The sequence below is a fragment of the Enterococcus saigonensis genome (assembly GCF_011397115.1).
Classification (GTDB): Bacteria; Bacillota; Bacilli; order Lactobacillales; family Enterococcaceae; genus Enterococcus_C; species Enterococcus_C saigonensis.
Map to the genome: position 1 here is coordinate 160,587 of NZ_AP022822.1, position 21,657 is coordinate 182,243.

The 21,657-nt window shown below is 37.8% G+C and carries 22 protein-coding genes and 1 other annotated feature; of the genes, 21 read left to right on the top strand and 1 reads right to left on the bottom strand.

Going from position 1 to position 21,657, the window contains the following annotated elements; all coding sequences use genetic code 11:
• Nucleotides 1-56 precede the first annotated feature (56 nt).
• From EsVE80_RS00705 to EsVE80_RS00755, 11 genes are all read left to right on the top strand, one after another.
• Nucleotides 57-1,295, top strand: coding sequence for a PIN/TRAM domain-containing protein (locus EsVE80_RS00705; RefSeq protein WP_173102017.1), 1,239 nt, complete (start codon nucleotides 57-59; stop codon nucleotides 1,293-1,295).
• Nucleotides 1,288-1,788: a 2-C-methyl-D-erythritol 2,4-cyclodiphosphate synthase gene (ispF, locus tag EsVE80_RS00710; RefSeq protein ID WP_173102018.1), complete on the top strand. Its 501-nt coding sequence runs from the start codon at nucleotides 1,288-1,290 to the stop codon at nucleotides 1,786-1,788. The genes EsVE80_RS00705 and ispF overlap by 8 nt, the downstream gene beginning before the upstream one ends.
• Entirely contained in the window at nucleotides 1,785-3,242 is a 1,458-nt protein-coding gene (gene gltX / locus EsVE80_RS00715; RefSeq protein WP_173102019.1) for a glutamate--tRNA ligase, read from the top strand. Before ispF ends, gltX begins: the two co-directional genes overlap by 4 nt.
• 45 nt (nucleotides 3,243-3,287) lie before the next feature.
• Nucleotides 3,288-3,482 (top strand) — a binding site (T-box leader).
• A 219-nt stretch (nucleotides 3,483-3,701) separates the two neighbouring features.
• Nucleotides 3,702-4,232 (top strand): serine O-acetyltransferase EpsC, encoded by a 531-nt coding sequence (gene epsC / locus EsVE80_RS00720; protein WP_173102020.1) that lies wholly within the window; start codon nucleotides 3,702-3,704, stop codon nucleotides 4,230-4,232.
• The gene (cysS, locus tag EsVE80_RS00725) at nucleotides 4,229-5,641 is read left to right on the top strand and encodes a cysteine--tRNA ligase (protein WP_173102021.1); all 1,413 of its coding nucleotides are present in this window, start codon (nucleotides 4,229-4,231) and stop codon (nucleotides 5,639-5,641) included. The genes epsC and cysS overlap by 4 nt, the downstream gene beginning before the upstream one ends.
• Entirely contained in the window at nucleotides 5,638-6,036 is a 399-nt protein-coding gene (locus EsVE80_RS00730) for a Mini-ribonuclease 3 (RefSeq protein WP_173102022.1), read from the top strand. Before cysS ends, EsVE80_RS00730 begins: the two co-directional genes overlap by 4 nt.
• A complete protein-coding gene (gene rlmB / locus EsVE80_RS00735; protein ID WP_173102023.1) occupies nucleotides 6,026-6,934 on the top strand; it encodes a 23S rRNA (guanosine(2251)-2'-O)-methyltransferase RlmB in 909 nt (302 codons plus the stop codon). Before EsVE80_RS00730 ends, rlmB begins: the two co-directional genes overlap by 11 nt.
• A gap of 1 nt (nucleotide 6,935) precedes the next feature.
• Nucleotides 6,936-7,463, top strand: a complete 528-nt coding sequence (locus EsVE80_RS00740) for an NYN domain-containing protein (protein WP_173102024.1) — start codon at nucleotides 6,936-6,938, stop codon at nucleotides 7,461-7,463.
• A 97-nt stretch (nucleotides 7,464-7,560) separates the two neighbouring features.
• The gene (locus EsVE80_RS00745) at nucleotides 7,561-8,136 is read left to right on the top strand and encodes a sigma-70 family RNA polymerase sigma factor (RefSeq protein ID WP_173102025.1); all 576 of its coding nucleotides are present in this window, start codon (nucleotides 7,561-7,563) and stop codon (nucleotides 8,134-8,136) included.
• Nucleotides 8,137-8,211: 75 nt separating this feature from the next.
• Complete coding sequence (locus tag EsVE80_RS00750; protein WP_408639861.1) at nucleotides 8,212-8,514, top strand: Veg family protein; 303 nt, start codon at nucleotides 8,212-8,214, stop codon at nucleotides 8,512-8,514.
• Between the two features lie 106 nt (nucleotides 8,515-8,620).
• The gene (locus tag EsVE80_RS00755) at nucleotides 8,621-9,061 is read left to right on the top strand and encodes a GNAT family N-acetyltransferase (RefSeq protein ID WP_173102026.1); all 441 of its coding nucleotides are present in this window, start codon (nucleotides 8,621-8,623) and stop codon (nucleotides 9,059-9,061) included.
• Nucleotides 9,062-9,289: 228 nt separating this feature from the next.
• Here EsVE80_RS00755 and mscL read toward each other — a convergent pair whose 3' ends face one another.
• The gene (mscL, locus tag EsVE80_RS00760) at nucleotides 9,290-9,739 is read right to left on the bottom strand and encodes a large conductance mechanosensitive channel protein MscL (protein ID WP_173102027.1); all 450 of its coding nucleotides are present in this window, start codon (nucleotides 9,737-9,739) and stop codon (nucleotides 9,290-9,292) included.
• A gap of 338 nt (nucleotides 9,740-10,077) precedes the next feature.
• On the opposite strand from mscL, the gene yfmF reads away from it, so the two are divergent.
• From yfmF to EsVE80_RS00810, 10 genes are all read left to right on the top strand, one after another.
• Nucleotides 10,078-11,340 carry an EF-P 5-aminopentanol modification-associated protein YfmF gene (gene yfmF, locus EsVE80_RS00765; RefSeq protein WP_173102028.1) on the top strand — a complete coding sequence of 421 codons (1,263 nt, stop codon included), beginning with the start codon at nucleotides 10,078-10,080 and terminating at the stop codon, nucleotides 11,338-11,340.
• The gene (yfmH, locus tag EsVE80_RS00770) at nucleotides 11,337-12,635 is read left to right on the top strand and encodes an EF-P 5-aminopentanol modification-associated protein YfmH (protein WP_173104090.1); all 1,299 of its coding nucleotides are present in this window, start codon (nucleotides 11,337-11,339) and stop codon (nucleotides 12,633-12,635) included. The genes yfmF and yfmH overlap by 4 nt, the downstream gene beginning before the upstream one ends.
• Before the next feature lie 3 nt (nucleotides 12,636-12,638).
• Entirely contained in the window at nucleotides 12,639-13,364 is a 726-nt protein-coding gene (gene ymfI, locus EsVE80_RS00775) for an elongation factor P 5-aminopentanone reductase (protein WP_173102029.1), read from the top strand.
• Between the two features lie 20 nt (nucleotides 13,365-13,384).
• Complete coding sequence (locus EsVE80_RS00780; RefSeq protein WP_173102030.1) at nucleotides 13,385-14,296, top strand: helix-turn-helix domain-containing protein; 912 nt, start codon at nucleotides 13,385-13,387, stop codon at nucleotides 14,294-14,296.
• 36 nt (nucleotides 14,297-14,332) lie between these two features.
• Complete coding sequence (gene pgsA / locus EsVE80_RS00785; RefSeq protein WP_173102031.1) at nucleotides 14,333-14,911, top strand: CDP-diacylglycerol--glycerol-3-phosphate 3-phosphatidyltransferase; 579 nt, start codon at nucleotides 14,333-14,335, stop codon at nucleotides 14,909-14,911.
• 132 nt (nucleotides 14,912-15,043) lie between these two features.
• Complete coding sequence (locus tag EsVE80_RS00790; RefSeq protein ID WP_173102032.1) at nucleotides 15,044-16,285, top strand: competence/damage-inducible protein A; 1,242 nt, start codon at nucleotides 15,044-15,046, stop codon at nucleotides 16,283-16,285.
• 213 nt (nucleotides 16,286-16,498) lie between these two features.
• The gene (recA, locus tag EsVE80_RS00795) at nucleotides 16,499-17,539 is read left to right on the top strand and encodes a recombinase RecA (protein ID WP_173102033.1); all 1,041 of its coding nucleotides are present in this window, start codon (nucleotides 16,499-16,501) and stop codon (nucleotides 17,537-17,539) included.
• 622 nt (nucleotides 17,540-18,161) lie between these two features.
• A complete protein-coding gene (locus tag EsVE80_RS00800; protein ID WP_173102034.1) occupies nucleotides 18,162-19,106 on the top strand; it encodes an ABC transporter permease in 945 nt (314 codons plus the stop codon).
• A 13-nt stretch (nucleotides 19,107-19,119) separates the two neighbouring features.
• Nucleotides 19,120-20,046: a carbohydrate ABC transporter permease gene (locus EsVE80_RS00805; RefSeq protein WP_173102035.1), complete on the top strand. Its 927-nt coding sequence runs from the start codon at nucleotides 19,120-19,122 to the stop codon at nucleotides 20,044-20,046.
• 18 nt (nucleotides 20,047-20,064) lie between these two features.
• Nucleotides 20,065-21,534 (top strand): ABC transporter substrate-binding protein, encoded by a 1,470-nt coding sequence (locus tag EsVE80_RS00810; RefSeq protein ID WP_173102036.1) that lies wholly within the window; start codon nucleotides 20,065-20,067, stop codon nucleotides 21,532-21,534.
• Nucleotides 21,535-21,657 lie beyond the last annotated feature (123 nt).

Genomic DNA, 21,657 nt, shown 5'->3' on the forward strand with positions numbered 1-21,657 from the left:
GGCGCTTGTTGGCCTTATCTTTTCCACTTGGTGATAAAAATCGGAGGAGTTTTGTTATGCAACGACGGATCATTGTTTTATTAATGGTCGTAGCCGGTGCAAGTTTGGGAGCTACATTTTTACCCATGGCATGGCGTACGATCCAAGTGGCCGACAACCAGTGGCTAAACAATCCCTTTACCAACATTTTGATTGGCGCAATTATTTTCTTTTTATTCGCGTTGGTATTGGAACGGTATATTTCAGCTGGTTTGTCTTATATTGAGAAAAAATTAAGTGAAATTAGTTTAACGTATCTACTTTTTGGTGCAATTGGAACTATTATCGGATTAATGATTGGGATGATTATTTCTATTCCCTTGTACAATTTGAATATTCCGTTTGTGACTAGTTTTTTACCTTTTTTTGTTATGATTTTACTTGGTTATTTTGGCTTTCAAGTAGGTGTTACGCGAATTGAAGAGTGGAAGAAAATATTTACACCAAAATCTAAAAAAACAGAAGAAACACAGCAGCAAATTTTAGAACGTAAAGCTGGAGATACTTTCCATCGCTATAAAATTTTGGACACCAGTGTTATTATCGATGGACGTGTGTATGACATTGCTAAAACTGGTTTTTTAGAAGGAACGTTGTTAATTCCTAACTTTGTTTTATATGAATTGCAATACATTGCTGACTCCGGTGATAGTCTAAAACGTGTTCGTGGACGACGTGGATTAGATATTTTAAACGCCCTCCAAAAAGAAGAGGATATCTCAGTTGAGATGTATGATGGTGATTTTGAAGATATTCAAGAAGTCGACAGTAAGCTGATTAAATTGGCAAAACTTTTGGATGGTGTTGTAGTGACAAATGATTACAACTTAAACAAAGTAGCCGAGTTTCAAAACGTTCCAGTTTTAAATATCAATGCTTTGGCTAATGCAGTGAAACCAGTAGTCATTCCTGGAGAGACGATGGATGTTTTGTTGGTTAAAGCTGGTACAGAACGCCAACAAGGTGTCGCATATTTGGATGACGGGACAATGGTTGTAGTAGAAGATGGGCAGCATTATATGAATGAACGAATCAAAGTCGTCGTCACAAGTGCGTTGCAAACTGCTGCCGGCCGAATGATTTTTGCAAAACCTGCTCACTCTGGTCGTGGAATTGATGATGTAAAACCAGAAAATGCAGAAGACTTGTCCGTTGCATCAGACACAAACAACTCCATGCAAAATAATGGCAATCAAAGTCAAAATAATCAAAACGGCAATCAAAAAAATCGCAACAAAGGCCGGAAAAATGCTTAGAATTGGTCAAGGGTATGATTTACACCCTTTAGTAGCAGGACGTCCGTTAATTTTAGGTGGCGTAGAAATTTTTCATCCACAACAACTTGGTTTGGCGGGAGTGACAGATGCGGATTGTTTGACGCACGCCATTATCGATGCCATTTTAGGTGCTACAGGGCTAGGAGATATCGGGCAAGTATTTCCCGCCAGTGAAATAAAGGTGCAAAATGCCACTTCAACCAAATTATTGGCGATAGTTTTGCAAAAAGCATGGTCGCTTGGCTTTACTATTCACAATATTGATTGTACAATTCTAGCTGAACAGCCGAAACTTGCGGACTCTATTCCTAAAATGCGGCAAGTGCTTTGTGAAATTTGTCAATTAGAAGAAAATCAGCTTAGTATTAAAGCCACAACAACGGAACAATTAGGGCCTGTTGGTCGCAATGAAGCGATTGCGGCGTTGGCTGTTACCCTACTTGAAAATAACTCGAAGGAAGCGATTAGATGACTAAAATCCGTGTGCGTTACGCACCAAGCCCAACTGGACATTTACACATTGGTAATGCCAGAACAGCGCTATTCAACTATTTATTTGCCCGCCACAATGGTGGAGATTTCATTATCCGTATTGAAGATACGGATACAAAGCGTAATATTGAAGACGGCGAAAAAAGCCAGTTGGATAATTTGAAATGGTTAGGAATGGACTGGGATGAATCTCCTGCCAATCCAGGGGAATATGGCCCTTATCGTCAATCAGAAAGAGCGGACATTTACCAACCGTTAATTGATCAATTACTTGCTTCAAACCGGGCTTATAAATGTTATTGTACACCTGAAGAATTAGAAGCTGAAAGAGAAGAACAACGTGCGCGAGGTGAAATGCCTCATTATTCTGGTAAATGTGCTCACCTAACACCAGAAGAACAAGCTCAAAAAGAAGCGCAAGGATTAGAACCAGTTATTCGTTTTCGCGTGCCAAAGAATACGGAATATCAATTTCACGATATGGTTAAAGGTGAAATCACTTTTGAATCAGATAATGTCGGTGGCGATTTTGTCATTCAAAAACGCGATGGGATGCCAACTTATAACTTTGCTGTAGCAGTTGATGATCATCTGATGAAAATCACACACGTTTTGCGTGGAGATGATCACATTGCCAATACGCCAAAACAATTAATGATTTATGAAGCATTTGGTTGGAAAGCACCAGAATTTGGCCATATGACCTTAATCATTAATTCTGAAACAGGGAAAAAATTAAGTAAGCGGGATGAATCAATTCTACAATTTATCGAACAATATCGAGAATTGGGCTATTTACCAGAAGCAATGTTTAACTTTATTGCGTTATTAGGTTGGTCACCAGTTGGCGAAGATGAAATTTTCAGTCAGGATGAATTGATTAAAATGTTTGACCCAAATCGCTTAAGTAAGTCTCCAGCAGCTTTCGATGCTAAAAAGTTGGAATGGGTTAACAACCACTACATTAAAGCAATGGACTTAGATGTTTTAGCGGATATGTGCTTGCCTTATCTTCAAAAAGCTGGGCGTGTGGAAGCTGATTTATCTGAAAAAGATATGGATCGAGTGAAAAAAATTGTTGGTTTATATCAACCACAAATGAGTTATGCTGCTCAAATTGTTGAATTGTCTGAATTGTTCTTTATAGAACATCCTGTTTTAGATGATGCAGCTAAAGCAGTATTAGCAGGCGAAACAGTACCACAAGTACTAGCTGCCTTTAAAGCGAAACTTGAAGCAATGGATACTGTCGATGCTCCAAGTGTTAAAACTGCCATTAAAGAAGTACAAAAAGAAACAGGTATAAAAGGTAAGAACTTATTTATGCCGATTCGAGTTGCGGTTTCTGGTCAAACTCATGGACCAGAATTACCAGATACAGTTGAACTTTTAGGTAAAGAAAAAGCTTTAGCTCACTTACAACAAGTAATGTAACTTTTTTTGGAATACAGTATTACATTAAAAGTTGTGAAATTGAATAAAATTGTGTTGATTAGACGAAGTACTGCGGGATTTTCTAAAAGAGAGGTTACGATTGGTGGAAGTAGCTGAAATGAAGCAGGAAATGCACCTAGGAGCAAGCTTTAAGCCGTTTTGTGGACGTTACCCACAGATGAGGGACAAAGAATTACTTTGTTCAAATGAAAGTGGAACCACGCCAAAAGCGTCTTTTAAGTAAGGAAACTTATTTAAAGGGCGCTTTTTTATTAGAATAAGCATTTTGACTATTAAAAGATGGGAAACAATTGTTTAAAACAGTTAGCAAGATCGGATTCAAAACGATTTGAAAGAATAAGCATTTCACGTGTTATAGACCGGCATATCCGCCATTTTATCTTACTGTTTACGATCAAGCCCAATCTTTTTTGAACATCTTAATTAGGAGGGAATACGATGGGATGGGGGAAACGTGCGATTCAAGCGGCCAAGGAAAATGATCCAGCGGCCCGACACACATTGGAAATTATTTTGACGTATCCGGGTATTCATGCGTTGTTTTGGCATCGCTTTGAACATTTTTTGTACAACCATAAGTTGTTTTTGTGGGCGCGGCTTAGTTCGCAATTTCAGCGCTTTTTAACCGGTATTGAAATCCATCCCGGAGCAAAAATTGGTCAAGGCGTCTTTATTGATCATGGTATGGGGGTAGTGATTGGTGAAACAGCAGAAATTGGCGATGATGTGGTTTTATTTCATGGAGTTACGCTAGGTGGCACTGGTAAACATGGTGGGAAACGACATCCAACGGTTAAATCTGGTGCGATGATTTCTGCTAATGCGCAAATTTTAGGACCTGTAACAATTGGTAAAAATGCGAAAATTGGTGCTGGGGCAGTTGTATTAAAAAATATTCCAGATGAAGCAACGGCGGTAGGGGTACCGGCTAAAGTTGTGCGAATTGCAGGAAAGAAGGTTGAATTATGATAAAAATTTACAATACCATGACGCGAGAAAAAGAAGAATTCAAACCCATTGAAGCCAACAAAGTGCGGATGTATGTCTGCGGCCCGACTGTTTATAATTATATCCACATCGGCAATGCCAGAAGTACAATTGCGTTTGATACTATCCGTCGTTACTTTGAATATCGAGGCTTTGAAGTAAATTATGTTTCTAATTTTACAGATGTTGACGACAAAATTATTCGTGCGGCGAAAGAACTAGGTGTCACAGCGCCAGAAGTAGCAGAACGATTTATTCATGCGTTTGAAGAAGATACCAATGCTTTAAATGTAGAACCGGCCACATTGCATCCACGCGTGATGGATCATATTCCAGACATTATAAATTTTATTACAGTTTTAGTAGAAAAAGGCTACGCCTATGAATCAAAGGGGGACGTTTATTATCGTACCCGTAAATTTGAAAATTATGGCAAGTTAAGCGATCAATCAATCGATGAATTGGAAATAGGTGCTAGTCAGCGGACAGGTGCTGAGCAAGATATTAAAGAAGATCCATTAGATTTTGCCTTATGGAAAAGTGCGAAACCTGAGGAAATATCCTGGGATTCACCGTGGGGGAAAGGACGTCCGGGGTGGCATATCGAATGTTCTGTTATGGCGACCAAACATTTAGGGGATACCATTGACATTCACGGTGGTGGTCAAGACTTGGAATTTCCGCATCATGAAAATGAAATTGCGCAAAGTGAAGCTAAAACCGGTCATACTTTTGCAAATTATTGGATGCACAATGGCTATGTAACCATTGGTGAAGATGATGAAAAAATGAGTAAATCACTGGGGAATTTTGTAACGGTTCACGATTTGATTCAAAAAGTTGAACCACAAGTTTTACGTTTTTTTATGGCAACAACGCAATATCGTCGTCCGATTCGATATAGTGAAGCAACGTTAAAAGATGCAGCCAATAATTTACAACGTTTAAAAACGGCATATGAAAATGCCAACTTCCGATTGGCCACAGCACAAGTTGATTTAACTTGTGATGAAGGAAAGCTTGCAGAGTTAGCAGAATTGGAAAACCGCTTTGTGGCAGAAATGGATGATGATTTTAATGCTGCCAATGGCATTACGGTAGTGTATGAATTAGCCAAATGGTTGAATATGTATGCTGAAAAAAATGAAGTTTCCCAAGTTGTCTTAAATGCTGCAATAAAAAAATTACAAGATTGGTTAGCCGTTTTTGGGATTCGTTTTACTCGCGATGAATTACTAGACGAAGAGATTGAAAAATTGATTGCACAACGAATTGAGGCACGTCAAAATAAAGATTTTGCTCGCAGTGATGAAATTCGCGATCGGTTAAAAGAACAAGGAATTATTTTGGAAGATACTGCACAAGGTACACGATGGAGACGAGAAGTATGAGAGATTACACACAATTAAATGGCTTGGCACTAGCTTATGTGGGAGATGCAATTTACGAAGTCTACATTCGCGATTATTTGGTATCGTCTGGTCAAAGCCGCCCAAATCAATTGCACAAACAAGCAACCCACTATGTTTCTGCCAAAGCTCAGGCCTTTTTAATGAATGAAATGTTAGGTGCGGGTATTTTATCTGAAGATGAGGAATTGTTTTATCGTCGTGGACGCAATAGCAAAAGTCATACTAGTGCAAAAAATGCGGATATTACTACCTATCGCATTGCGACAGGCTTTGAATCATTGATGGGTTATCTGCACTTGTTAAACAAAAAAGAACGCTTAGAAGAGCTCATAGACTGGTGTATCAAGAAGGTAGGTGAAACAAATGGCAAATAGACGAGAAGACAAACCGCCAAAAAATCAAAACCGGAATTTTTATGGCACAAGAGATAAAAACAGACGCGGGAAAAATTCTAATGAAAAAGGAAATTTTCGGCGTAAAAAAGCAGATGATTTTACCGGAAGCCAAAAGACAATTGCCCCTGTTAGTAGTCAAGCAACTGAAGTTAACGAAAATTTTGTCTTTGGTCATCACGCGGTAGTGGAAGCTTTAAAGGCTGGTCGCGGCAATAAACTTTTTTTAGCAGAAGATGCTCGTGGTGATAAAATCGAAGGCTTAAAAATATTAGCAACAGAACAAGCAGTACCGGTTAAATGGGTTCCAAAAAATAAATTAGATACGATGAGTGATAGCGGTGTTCATCAAGGAATGGTGCTCGCTATTACGCCATATGAATACCTTTCATTACCAGAGTTATTGGAAATTACAAAAAAAGAAAACCCATTTTATTTGATTTTGGATAATTTAGAAGATCCGCATAATTTTGGCTCAATTTTACGAACTGCCGATGCAGCGGGAGTCGACGGGGTGATTATTCCCAAACACCGTGCCGTCGGAATTACCCCAATTGTGGTGAAAACATCCACAGGTGCCGTAGAACACATGCCAATTGCCCGCGTGACTAACTTAAGTCAAGCCGTCCAACAGTTAAAAGATACTGGCTTCTGGATTTTTGGTACGGCAATGGAAGGAACAGACTATCGCAAATGGAATGCCAAAGGGAAGATAGGTCTTATTATTGGTAATGAAGGCAAAGGTATGAGTGCTGGCTTGATGAAGTCAGTTGATGAGCTGCTGACAATTCCAATGGTAGGACACGTACAAAGTTTAAATGCCAGTGTTGCCAGCGGTCTTTTGATGTATCAAGCCTTTAGTCAACGGGCAGGTGAATAGGGTGAAAAAACAACTATTAATTGTTGATGGATACAATATGATTGGTGCCTGGCCGGAATTGGTTTCGCTAAAAAAGGCAGAAAAATTAGAAGATGCAAGAGAAACACTGCTTAGTTTATTGTCAAATTATGCCAAATACGAAGGTTTAGAAATCATCGTTGTGTTTGATGCCCAATTTGTACCAGGGATCACTCAGCGCTATACCAAATATCAGTTGCAGGTTATTTTCACCGAAGAAGGAGAAACTGCCGACAGTTATATTGAACGGGTTTCCGGAGAGTTGAATAATGCCTTGACACAAGTTACCGTCGCAACTAGTGATTTAGCAGAACAATGGGTAGTCTTTTCCCAAGGTGCTTTACGAACTTCTGCCCGTGAATTGTACAAAACAGTGCAAAAAACGAATAAATTAATTGCTGAACATCAAGAAGATTTAAAATTCAGCAATTTTCGGCGTAACTCTCCATGGAATGAAGCACAACTTTCGGAGTTGCAACAAAAATTGCAGGAATTAAGTAAAAAAAATTAAAATTATTAATACGCTGATTAGCCCGCCGGATGAAACTGGTTGGGCTTTTTTTCATGATACAGTCAAAAAGTAAGAGAATTTGGGAGGAGGTAGTAAAATGAGGTGTACATCTTTTAACCCCCAAGTAGTTTTGAACCAGATGGAAGTTTTTGAAAAGCTCTTTTTTGATTATCGCCCGGTCGTCTATAAAGTGATGGGGCAGTATTATCTGCGGGATTTTGATTATGATGATTGGTTGCAAGAAGGTCGGATAAGTTTCTTTCACTCTTTGAGCTGTTATGAGGAGTCTCGAGGTGTTTCTTTTGGCACCTTTTTTAGAAACAACTTTGAAAATAAAATAAAAAGCGAATTGCGAAAACAAGGTGCCTACAAAAGAAAAGCAATGGTGGAAGCTATCTCGTTGGAAGAAAAAATTGCTAAAGAGGGTCCAGACTTTTTGGTTGCCCACAATCAAAATGTACTATTAGCAGAAGAACAGCTATTGTTAGAAGAAGAGCTTCTGTCAGCTTTTTGCTTATTATCAAGGTTGGAAGCGGATGTATTACAGGCTTATTTAAAAGGAGAACAGGTAGAATATTATGCTTATCAACATGCCATGAGTCAGCAAAAAATTTATTGTGCGTTAGAACGTGCCCGCCGAAAAATACGCAAGAGGATGAAAATGAATTGGTGAAATTTTTTTGAAAACAGAACCTTTAAAAGAAGAAAAAAATAACGAAAAATTCAGTATTGAAACACCAAAAAAATTATGATACACTTGAAATTTTCAGAAAAATGTGATAAGATGGCAAGCGAGGTGAACGCGATGCCAACAACTTTAGCTTCTATCAAAAAAGATTTAGAATGTCGTATCGGCAGTGAAATCATGCTGGTGGCGCAAACTGGTCGTAAACGTCAAACGGAACGTAAAGGGATTCTAACAGAAACATACCCTTCTGTGTTCGTGGTCGATTTAGATCCAGAAGAAAATTCCTTCGAACGAGTGTCATACAGTTATTCCGATGTTTTAACGCGCACTGTCGAAATCGAATTTTTAGGTGATGCAATATAAAAAATTACGAAGGCTCAGAAGGGCTTTCGTATTTTTTTTAAAAGATAGCACAATTCACGAGCTGTATCTAGGATTATAAGATAATTTTTTTATTAGGAGGGGCCAAATGGAATATGTGGTAAAAAGTTTCGCAGCATTAACAACTAAAGAATTTTACCAATTAGCAAAAGAACGAGTGGCAGTTTTTGTGGTGGAACAAAATTGTCCCTATCAAGAAATTGACGAAATAGATGAAGTCGCACTGCACACTTATTTTATCGCAGAAGACGAGCAAATTGCGGCGTATACACGCATTTATGAAGATGATGACACGATTCATTTTGGACGTGTTTTGGTAACGGAGAAATTTCGTGGTACAGGGTTAGGCAAACAAATTGTAGCCAAAACAATTGCAGTAATTGAAGAAAGATTTCCGGGTAAAAAAATTGTCATCGGTGCTCAAGCTTACTTACAAGATTTCTACGCCAGCTTTGGTTTTAAACCTATTTCTGATGTTTATCTAGAAGATGATATTCCTCATATTGATATGCAGTTGGATGCTTTTTAATTGAAGAGCTCTTACACTCACTGTTCAAAGTAGTGTAAGAGCTTTTTTTGTACCATAAGGGATAAATATTTCGTACAAAGTTAAAAACATGTAAAAATGAAAAGCCTCGACTCTAACGAAGCTAAAAAAGACATGTATTTTTAGCACATCAACCTATCGTACCGTTTTAAGAAAATGTAAAAAAGGCTCTGGGACAAAAGTCAATTGACGTTTATCCCAGAGTCTTTTTTAGTATTCTGAATTATTCAAATCTTCCCGTGCTTTTTTTGTGGCAGGTCCACTTTGTGCTTCCAACAAATCGCGAATATCTTTTAAGTAGTCTTCAGCTGTAATTTCTGGTTCTTCTTCCACTTCTTCTTTTTTGCGTAAATCTTTGGCGCGATTGGCAAATTTTACGATAATGAATAGAACAAAACCAGTGATGATAAAGGTGATAATAGCACTTACGACGTTACCAAATTCGAATTTAACACCGTTAATTTTAACGTCTAAAACATTCATTGCGGAATCCAGATCACCTTTTTTGGTAAATAGCGACACAATTAATCCAATTAATGGTGTAATCAGTCCTTCAACCACTTGATTGACGATACTAGTAAAAGCACTCCCGATAACTACCCCAACGGCTAGGTCCAAGACACTTCCTCGCATTAAAAACTCTTTAAATTCCTTAATCATTTGTCTACTCCTTTCTAGTCTTTTCACATTGAAAATGAAATCGGAAAATTTCATTTGTTGCGAAAAATTTGCATTAAAATGCGAATTACTAAAATCAGTATAGCGAAGATTTTTAAATATTTGAAATGATATGAAAAAAAATCGTAAACAGGCGTAAAGTAAACCGTTGACAGCGGGCTATGCTATAATTGTAGTGATGCAATTTCAAAATATGACTAGTAAAAAAGTTTTTTTCTACAAGTAAATTAGATTCTCAGATTAAAAAATAAAGAAGTTAAATTTGCAGTAGTAACAACCTTTAGTCCATAAGTTGGTACTATGTAATAAGGAGCATGTGTATGTCAATTGAATTAGGAAATGGCATCAACCTTGAAGTGATGCCAAGCAAAAAATACAAGACCACGCGGATCTTAATCCGTTTTTCGGCTCGTCACAGTGAGAAAACAGCAGCAGCGCGCACATTATTGACGAGTTTATTGGAAACCAATAGTTTAAACTATCCTACCCAAAATGAGTTAAGTACGCGTTTAGCAGAGCTTTATGGGGCAGGGTTTGGTGTTAGTGTTGCTAAAAAGGGTAATATTCATCAAATCAACGTAGGAATGTCCCTTGTGAATGGAGCATATGTAGGAGAAGATCATCTTTTTGATGATGCGGTAGCCTTTTTACAGGAGATTTTATTTGCCCCTAATATAAAAGCTGGCGCATTCGATGAAAAAACGTTTGTGACGGAAAAAGAAAATTTAATCGCTTATTTGAAGAGTATGAAAGAAGATAAACAGACGTTTGCTTCTTTGCGATTGCAAGAATTATTTTTCCAAAATTCGCCGGATCAAAAAGTTCCAAGTTTTGGTACCGTTCCTACCACGGAAGATTTAACTGCAGAAAAATTAGTAGCAGTTTATCAACAGATGATGACAGAAGATCACATTGATATTTTTGTTATTGGAGATGTTACTCCTGAGCAAGTGCGTAAAAGTTTTGCTCAACTGCCTTTTGAAAAAACAGCGCGCGCAAAACCCGAAATTTTCTTTACCCAAAAGCATAGCAATATTATCAATGAGCAAGTGGAATATGATCAAGTAACACAGGCGAAGTTAAATTTAGCCTATCAAATGGAGACGTATTACGGCGATACTGATCGCTTTGCTCTCTTAGTTTTCAATGGTTTATTTGGTGGTTTTCCTCATTCCAAATTATTTATGAACGTAAGAGAAAAAGAAAGTTTAGCTTATTATGCCTCTTCTTCTTTTGATTCTTTTCGCGGTATGTTAAAGGTGCAAACAGGTATTGATCAAGAAAAAAGAGCGGCTGTTTTGCACTTAATCAATGAGCAGCTAGAAAGTTTGCGTAAAGGGGAAATCTCCACGGAAGAGTTGGCGCAAACTAAAGCGATGTTAAAGAATCAGTTTCTTTTATCTTTAGATAATCCCCAGGCGTTAATTGAAAACGCGTATTTAGACTTGTGGCTGCCTCAAACAAAAGTGTCTGAGGAAGCTTTTCTCAAAGGAATTGACGCAGTAACGATTGAAGCGGTGAAGAAAATGGCTTTATCTGTAGAATTAAAAGCTATTTACTGCTTGGAAAGGAGCGCCTCATAATGAAAAAAGTGTACGAAAAGGTAAACGAAACGTTATATAGCGAAGTTTTACCCAATGGTTTAACGGTGTATTTATTACCTAAACCGGATTTTCATAAAACTTATGGCTTGTTCACAACGGATTATGGTTCAATTGATAATCGCTTTATTCCGCTAGGGGAAAAAGAATTTATTACTGTACCCGATGGAATTGCGCATTTTTTGGAACATAAGATGTTTGAAAAAGAGACAGGAGACGTTTTTCAAGATTTTGGAAAACAAGGAGCTTCTGCCAATGCCTTTACCAGTTTCACTAAAACCAGCTATTTATTTTCTGCCACAGATAATATCGATTTAAATGTAGCAACCTTACTCGATTTTGTTCAAGCACCTTATTTTACCGCTGAAAGTGTTAATAAAGAAAAAGGAATTATCGGCCAAGAAATTCAAATGTATCAAGATGACCCCAATTGGCGCCAATTTTTTGGCATTATTAATAACTTATATCCACAACATCCCTTGCATATTGATATTGCGGGCACAGTAGAAAGTATTGCTGAAATTACAGCAGAAGACCTCTACACGTGCTACAACACTTTCTATCATCCTAGCAATATGAAATTATTTGTGGTAGGCAATATTGAGCCTGAAAGTATGATGACGTTGATTAAAGAGAATCAGGCAAGCAAGGATTTTTTACTGCCGCAACCAATTCAACGAGCATTTCCAGCTGAAACATTGACAGATATCAAAAAAGTTGATTCCTTGGAAATGCCAGTGGCGCGTGCCAAAGGTGTTTTAGGCATCAAAGTATTAACCAATCAATTACCAACAGACAACACAGAATTATTACGTTTCAAAACGGCTGCTAGTTTGTTATGGCAATTACTTTTAGGCACGACATCGAAAAATTATTTGCGCTTATATGATGAAGGAATTATTGATGATACTTTTGGTTATGAGTTCAATTTGGATCGTACTTTTTGCTTTGCTGATTTTGGCGGTGACAGTGATAAGCCAGCTGAACTTACCAAAGCAGTGAAAGAAATTTTGCTCAATTACGGAGAAGATACTGAAATTAATGAAACCAATTTGACATTATTGAAAAAACGAATGCTAGGGAAATTCTTCCAGTCTTTGAATTCCTTAGAATACATTGCCAATCAATTCAATCAAAACTTATTTGGTGAATTAACATTGTTTGATTTACCGGAAATTATTCAATCCATTACTCTAGCGGATATTTATTCTTGCGGTGATCAGATGATAGACGAGGCGGCAATGAGCGAATTTTTCATGTATCCTAAGGGGGAGTAAGCATTGAAAAATGCGCTTGTAATGGGAGCAAGCGGTGATATTGGTGAAGCCATTTGTCGTACTTTAGCCAAATCTGGCTGGTCTTTATACTGCCACTATTATCGCAATGAAGAAAAAGTATTAAAATTTGTTAGCGAGTTAAAGGAAACCTATCCCCAGCAAGATTTTTTTATGGTATGCTTAGATATGCTAGAAACCCCCGATATTCCGTCATTTTTGGCGGATTTGTTTCAAGTAGACGGCATTGTTTTTGCCGCCGGGTTTACCAAATATGGTCTGCTTTGTGAACATACACAACAAGATATGCGTCAGTTATGGCAGATTCACTTGGAAACGCCCATGTTAATTTTGCAAGGTTTGGAAGAAAAATTACGACGTTCTAGCCAAGCAAGAGTTGTTTTTGTCGGCTCTGTTTATGGTTTGGCGGGCAGTAGTTTAGAAACTGTTTATAGTGCAGTTAAAGGGGCACAACAAAGTTTTGTTCGTGCCTATGCAAAAGAAGTTGCTGCCAATGGCTGTACGGTCAATTGTATTGCGCCTGGAGCTGTTGCAACGAAGATGAACGAAGAATTTTCACCTGCTGAATTAGAACAATTGATAGCAGAAATCCCGTTAGGAAGACTAGCATATACGAAGGAAATCGCGGCAGCTGTAGCCTTTTTATTTCAACAAGATGCCCAATATATTACCGGTGCAACAATTCCTGTGACCGGAGGCTGGCTGCATTAAAGACTGGAGAGAATGTGTAAGTGGCAAATGAAGCAACAACTATCGGTGCAAGATTACGGCAAGCCCGTTTAAATAAAAATATTTCTTTGGATGAACTACAACAAATCACCAAAATTCAAAAACGCTATTTAGAAGCGATTGAAAGCGGAAAATTAGATGCTTTACCCGGTTCTTTTTATGTCCGGGCTTTTGTGAAGCAATATGCACAGGCAGTCGGAGAAGATGGAGATAAATTAGTTGCTATTTTAGATGGCAAAGCTTCGCTTACACCACCTGTGCCTAAGCGCGCACAACCAGAAACAGTACAAGGTTCAAGAAAATCTTTACATGTAGAAGAAAAAACTGGCAATCCCATTATGAGGTTATTACCGGTTATTTTCTTTGGGTTAGTGGCATTGGTTATTGTCGTGATTGTCTTTTACATGACGTGGCAAGATCGCAGCAATCAAACACCAATGATTGCAGATAATTCTTCGGTAGTTGTTAACCAAGCCTCCACAGCAAGTTCAAGTAAAGCGGCAGCATCTTCCACTAAAGAATCCGAGACAAAACCCGCAGAATCTACGAAAGAATCTGAGAAAAAAGAAAAAGAAATGGCAGTAAAACTGGATAGTAACACTCAAAGTGAAGCAGTTTTTAGTTTGACTGATGCCAAAGGTCCAATTAAACTAGATTTTGCCGGCAACGCAAATGGTCCGTGCTGGATTGGTGTCCTAGTTAACAATGGCTACGTTTATCAATATACATTGCAAGCAGGAGAAACGCAGTCAACGACTTTACCAGAAGGTGCAGCTAATGCAACCATTGTTTTAGGCGCAAGTGGCAACTTAAATATCAAAGCTAATGGCAAAGACTTAAATTACACAGATCCGAATATTCCGGCTTTGCGGAAAAATATAACATTGACAATTAATTATCAGACAGCTGAGTAGACAGACAGTTTTGTGTAGAAAAGGAGATTTTTTCAAGTGAATTTACCCAACAAATTGACGGTTATTCGAATCTGTATGATTCCAATTTTTATAATGATTTTAGTATTGCCTTTGGATTTTGGCACCCTTACTGTAGGGGGAACTGAACTGGCCATTACCCATTTAGTCGCAGCGATTATTTTTGCGGTCGCAAGTTTTACTGACTGGCTCGATGGTCATATTGCTCGAGCGCGTGGGTTAGTTACTAATTTTGGTAAATTTGCTGACCCTCTAGCAGACAAGATGCTCGTGATGACAGCTTTTATTTTACTAGTTGACTTAAACAAAGCACCAGGCTGGGTTGTTGCAATTATCGTCTGCCGTGAATTAGCTGTGACAGGATTACGGTTATTGCTGGTAGAAGGTGGCGAAGTAATGGCTGCTGCATGGCCAGGAAAAGTAAAGACAGCGACACAAATGCTAGCAATTATTTTCTTATTTTTAAACAATATTCCGTTTAACTTAATCGGAATTCCAGTTGATCAAATTTTGCTTTATGCGTGCTTAATTTTTACAATTTACTCAGGCGTTGATTATTTTGTCAAAAATACAGCGGTATTCAAAGGCTCAATGTAAAATTAAATATAACAATTGTGGGATAAATTTTATTCCCTAAATTCCCAGAAAGAGGTGCTGTAAAATAAAATTTATTTTGCAGCACCTCATTGTTTTTTTTATCAAATGCGTATATGAAAGTGAGGGATCACATTGAAAGCAGAAATTATTGCAGTAGGAACAGAAATTTTATTAGGACAAGTCGTTAATACCAATGCGACTTTTATTTCAGAAGAATTAGCAGATTTGGGGATTGAGGTTTATTATCATAGTGTAGTAGGGGATAATCCCGAACGCTTAGAAAGTTTGCTAAAAACAGCAGATAATCGTAGTGATTTAGTTGTTTTGTGCGGTGGTTTGGGGCCAACAACAGATGATTTAACAAAAGACGTTGTAGCCAAATACGTCGGGCAAAATTTAGTGGAAGATGTTGCAGGTCGCAAGGAATTAGATCTCTTTTTTACGCGAGCCAAGCGAAAAATGACCTCCAATAATTTAAGACAGGTATTGGTTTTTGAAGACGGTATTGCGTTACCAAATGAGACAGGTCTTGCCATTGGTATTTTTTATCAAAGCTCGACAACTGCTTTTCTACTTTTACCAGGACCACCTTCAGAATTGCGTCCGATGTTTTTGCACCATGGAAAAGCCTTATTAACAGAAAAATTTCCACAAGCAGATAAACTTATTTCTCGTGTACTGCGTTTTTATGGAATTGGAGAATCCCAATTGGTGACACAACTAGCTGATTTAATTGAAGAACAAACAAATCCAACCATCGCTCCGTATGCTAAACCAAATGAGGTTACATTGCGACTAACAGCCAAAGTACAAGATGAAATAAGCGGAATAAAATTATTAGATAAGACGGAATCAGCCATTTTAGAGGAGGTGGGGGAGTACTTTTACGGTTATGGCGAAGAAAATTCATTAGAAGCAGTTGTCGTTAAATTATTGCAGGAAAAAAAATGTCGTGTAACAGCAGCAGAAAGTTTAACGGCAGGTCAGTTTCAAGCCACCCTTGCCAACGTTAGTGGTGCTTCAGCGATTTTTGCAGGCGGTTTTGTGACATATGCAAAAGAACAAAAAGAACAATTACTACAAATTGATCCGGCTTTATTGGATGAGTATGGCGTTGTTAGCGAAGAATGTGCCAAAGCGATGGCTCAAAATGCACGCACAATTGTTGGTGCTGACTATGCGCTGAGTTTTACCGGCGTAGCCGGGCCCACTGAACTAGAAGGACAGCCAGTAGGAACAGTTTGGATTGGATTAGCCAGTGAAACAGAAGTTAAAGCATATTTGTATCACTTCACGCGCAATCGTAGTTACGTGCGTCATAGTGCTGTTATGGCGGGGTTGGATTTATTGCGCCGTACGCTTTTAGCAAAATAAATAGCCAAAAGCGAACAAAAGATTAATATCTTTTAATATGCGAAAATACGTTCGCTTTTTCTTGCTTTTTCAATTTAGAAAGGCTATTATTAAAAAGTAGTTCGGAGTTATTCTTTCTTAACAGTTGCACAAGTTTTATTGTTTTGATACAGTTTCGCTTCAAAAGATGAGGCTTTTGATAGAACAGATGAAAAGATAATGGAGGGAATTCATTTGGCAGACGATCGCAAAGCAGCCTTAGATGCTGCATTAAAGAAAATTGAAAAAAATTACGGTAAAGGTGCCGTAATGAAATTAGGAGAAAAGGCAGATCAACAAGTTTCTACAATTCCAAGTGGCTCACTTGCTCTAGATGTAGCTTTAGGTGTGGGTGGATACCCGCGTGGTCGTATTGTTGAAATTTATGGTCCTGAAAGTTCTGGTAAAACAACCGTTGCGTTACATGCCATTGCAGAAGTACAAAAAAACGGCGGTACAGCTGCTTTTATCGATGCTGAACATGCCTTAGATCCTTTATATGCACAAAATTTAGGGGTTAATATTGACGAGTTATTATTATCACAACCAGATACTGGTGAACAAGGTTTAGAAATTGCCGATGCTTTAGTTTCCAGCGGTGCAATTGATATCGTTGTAGTCGATTCGGTTGCGGCGTTAGTACCCCGTGCGGAAATTGATGGTGAAATGGGAGATGCTCACGTTGGTTTGCAAGCCCGTTTGATGTCTCAAGCATTACGTAAACTATCAGGCTCTATTAATAAAACGAAAACAATTGCCGTCTTTATCAACCAAATTCGTGAAAAAGTTGGTATTATGTTTGGTAATCCTGAAACAACTCCTGGTGGCCGTGCCCTGAAATTCTATGCAACTATCCGTTTAGAAGTTCGTCGTGCGGAACAATTAAAATCTGGAACAGATATTATTGGGAATCGGACTAAGATTAAAGTTGTTAAAAACAAAGTAGCGCCACCTTTTAAAGTAGCGGAAGTTGACTTGATGTATGGCCAAGGTATTTCCCAAGAAGGAGAACTTTTAGATATGGCGGTTGAACAAGACATCGTCGATAAAAGCGGTGCTTGGTATTCATACAAAGGTGATCGTATCGGACAAGGTCGGGACAACGCCAAAAATTATATGAAAGAACATCCTGAAATGAAAGCCGAAATATCCACCCGTGTTAGAGAAGCATACGGTATTGGAGATGGAACGGAAGTAACGGTTGAAGAAGCACAAGCAGAATTACCACTGGATTAGTTTCATAAAAAAGACCCTACGAAAAAATTTCGTGGGGTCTTTTTTATGATTAAATTACCTATCACACTCCCTATCTTCTTTATCTGACTGAAACGGCAAGAGAAGAAACCTTATAGGCTGTTTCAAACGCATTTGCATTAATTCAATTTACTCCAATGAACGGATCTACCACATAATGAAAGCCATTTTTGTAACCATCTAATGTTACTACATGACGATTCCAAATAGCATCTCCCCAAAAGAGATGGTGTGTTTAGCGCAGGTAAAACCATAAGTTACCCATGACACAACTGGATTTCCTTTCGCTACTTCATTTTTAACTCTAAACAGTTGTTATTATACACCTGGATTCAATACACAGAAAATAATCATGTTATCTGGTAAGAGGAGTTCAATTCCTTATCTTCTTTTTTCAATAGTCCCAGTTGTACGTTGAAAAGTTTTGCTAAGTTTTAAATGTGAACAAAACATGAAAAAAGATATATCATTTCTAAAATTTGTTGCATTTTATCTAAAGTTTGTTCCTTACCTCTTGGTTTTGAAAGCGGTATTATTACTACGTCAGGAAGGTCCAAAAGATTAAAAACGACCGTGATGCAGAAAAATATAGGGAGGTTTAAAGATGAAGAAAAGGAAAAAAGTGGGCTTTTGGCAAAATGTGTGGCGCTATAAAGCTTTAATTTTAATGGCGTTACCAGGGTTTGTCTGGTTTATCTTCTTCTTTTATATACCGGTGTTTGCCAATGTGGTAGCTTTTAAAGATTTCCACATTTCGCCAAATGGGTTTATTGATAGCTTGATGACAAGTAAGTGGGTAGGTTTTGATAATTTCAAATTCTTATTTGCTTCAAAAGACGCTTGGCTGATTACCCGCAATACAATCGCGTATAATGTAGTTTTCTTAGCATTTAACTTATTTTTTGCGATCGCTTTTGCAATTATTATGAGTGAACTACGAAACAAAAAATTGGTAAAAGTTTATCATACGATGTCACTTTTACCTTACTTTTTATCTTGGGTTGTAATCGGTTACTTTGTATATGCTTTTTTAAGCCCAGACAAAGGGATTTTCAATTTATGGTTAACAAATAACGGCAAAAATCCAATTAACTGGTATACAGATCCTACATGGTGGCCATTGATTTTCGTTGTGATGAATGTTTGGAAGAGCTTAGGTTACAACAGTATCATTTATTACGCTTCTGTCATGGGAATTGACCCAACTTACTATGAAGCGGCAATGGTAGACGGCGCTTCAAAATGGCAACAAATTAAAAATGTTACGATTCCTCAAATCGTGCCAATGATGATGGTCTTGTTGATTTTAAACATTGGGGGGATTTTTAGAGCAGACTTCGGGATGTTTTATAATTTGCCACGTAATAATGGAGCCTTGTACCAAGTAACCTCTGTTTTAGATACTTACATTTACAATGGGTTAACTGCAACTGGTGATATTGGTATGTCTTCTGCAGCTAGTTTATATCAATCTGTTGTAGGGGCAATCTTATTATTAGGCACAAATTTCGTGGTTCGTCGGATCGAACCAGATTCAGCATTATTCTAAGGAGGAGCGACACATGCGTAAAAAAGAAAAAGTCTCAAAAGTGGAAATTCGTTCCTTTAGTCCCACGGTTAATATTATCTTCAATATCGTCATAGCGTTATTTGCGATTTCATGTGTACTACCCTTTATCTTTGTAGTGATGATTTCGCTGACAGAGGAACATTCATTAGCGGAGTTGGGCTATCGTTTTTGGCCTAAAGAATTTTCAACCGCTGCTTATTCGTATATTTTTGCCGGCAAAATGAGTACAAAAATTTTCCGCGCGTTTGGGGTAACAATTTTTGTAACGGTTTTAGGAACGGTAGTGAATGCGACGATGACATCGCTTTATGCGTATGTCATTTCTCGTTCTAACTTTCCTTTCCGTCGCTTCTTTACTCTTTTTGCCTTAGTTACAATGTTATTTACACCAGGGATGGTAGCAACTTATTTAATCGTCAGCAATATGCTTTATTTAAAAGATACTATTTGGGCGTTGATTTTGCCGATGGCACTGGGACCATTTAATATTTTAGTAATGCGAACCTTCTTTATTAAAACGGTACCAGATAGTATTATTGAATCTGCCCGGATTGATGGTGCTACAGAACTACGGATTTTCACGAAAATCGTTTTACCTTTAGCTGTACCAGGAATTGCAACAATCAGTTTGTTTGCCGCACTAGGTTATTGGAATGACTGGTTTAACGCATTGCTTTATATTCAAAATGATAACTTGGTACCTTTGCAATATTTATTGATGAAAATTCAAAGTAATTTGGATTTTCTAGCTAGAAATGCGGGAATGGGTGCGCAAATTCAAGGTGGACTTGCTGCGTTGCCGTCTGAATCAGCCCGCATGGCAATCGTTGTGGTTTCAACATTACCGATCGCATTGACCTATCCGTTTTTCCAAAAATATTTTGTGGGCGGATTGACAATCGGCGGAGTGAAAGAATAAAAGAGTGGAGGAGAAGTAATGAAAACGTGGAAAAAAGTGCTAGGTATTAGTGCATTGGCATTAATGACAGCAGGGTTAGCAGCTTGTGGCAATCAAAAAGAAGCTTCAAAAGACTCAGAGGCAAGCGGCGACTCAAAAACATTATTAATGTATCAAGTAGGTGATAAACCTGAAAATTATGATGAATTAATGAAAATCGCCAACAAGCGCATTAAAGAAAAAATTGGTGTAACCATTGATTTACAATATATCGGTTGGGGTGATTGGGATAAGAAAATGCCAACCATCATCAACTCTGGTGAAAGTTACGATATTGCTTTTGCTTATCAATATGTAGCAAATGCACAAAAAGGCGCTTTTGCAGATTTGACTGAATTATCACAAAAATATGCCAAAGATTACATGGATCAACTACCTGAAATGTACAAAAAAGGTAATGAAGTTGACGGGAAATTATATGCTATTCCAGTTTACGGAAATGCTTGGGCACAACAAGTATTAACTTTTAATGATCAATACGTGAAAAAATATAACTTGGATATTTCAAAAGTTGACGGTTCCTATGAATCAGCTACAGAAGTTTTAAAACAATTTCATGAAAAAGAACCCAAAATTGCCGCTTTTGCAATTGGTCAAACTTTTAACGCCTCTTCTAACATGGACTTCCCATTAGGAAAAGATTATCCTTTTGCAGTTCGCTTAGATGCTGATGGCGCACCAAAAATTATTAACCAATATGAAGACAAAGAATTCCAAAATAACTTAAAAACGTTGCACGAATGGTACAAAGAAGGCTTGATTCCGACTGATGCAGCAACTAATACAACTGGTTTCCCATTAGAAGGTAACACTTGGTTCATGCGTGAAGAAACACAAGGACCAATGGATTACGGTGATACAATTTTACGTAATGCAGCCCAACAAGATTTAACCTCTCGTCCGTTAACCAATCAATTGAAAACAACAAGCCAAGCACAAATGGCAAACTTTGTTGTTTCCAATACTTCAAAAAATAAAGAAAAAGCAGTTGAATTTTTAAACTTGCTAAATACTGATCCAGAATTATTAAATGGTTTAGTGTATGGTGTTGAAGGCAAAGCTTGGGAAAAAGTTGGCGACAACAAGTTGAAATTACTTGATGGTTACAAACCAAACGAGCACATGGCAGCTTGGAATACCGGGAATAATATGATCTTATATACTCAAGATACAATTACGGATGAACAAATTAAACAACGGGATGAAAGTATCGAAAATGCACAAACTTCTCCAATCTTAGGTTTTAACGCAAAAACAGACAATTTTAAAACCCAATTATCGAGCATTATGAACGTTATGAACCGTTACAAAGCCAATTTAAACACAGGTTCAATTGATCCGGAAACTACAATTCCAGAACTTATTTCTGAACTTAAAAAAGCGGGTTGGGACGATGCCCAAAAAGATATGCAAAAACAATTGGATCAATTTGTAAAAGATAATAAATAATTTCGTTAATTCGTTTTCTTTAGGGAGATTTAGCGGTGACAAAAAGTTGTTGCCGCTGGATTTTTCCTTAGAGAAAATCTAATATTTGATGGTTAAAGCTGAGGATGTAATGTTATTATATGT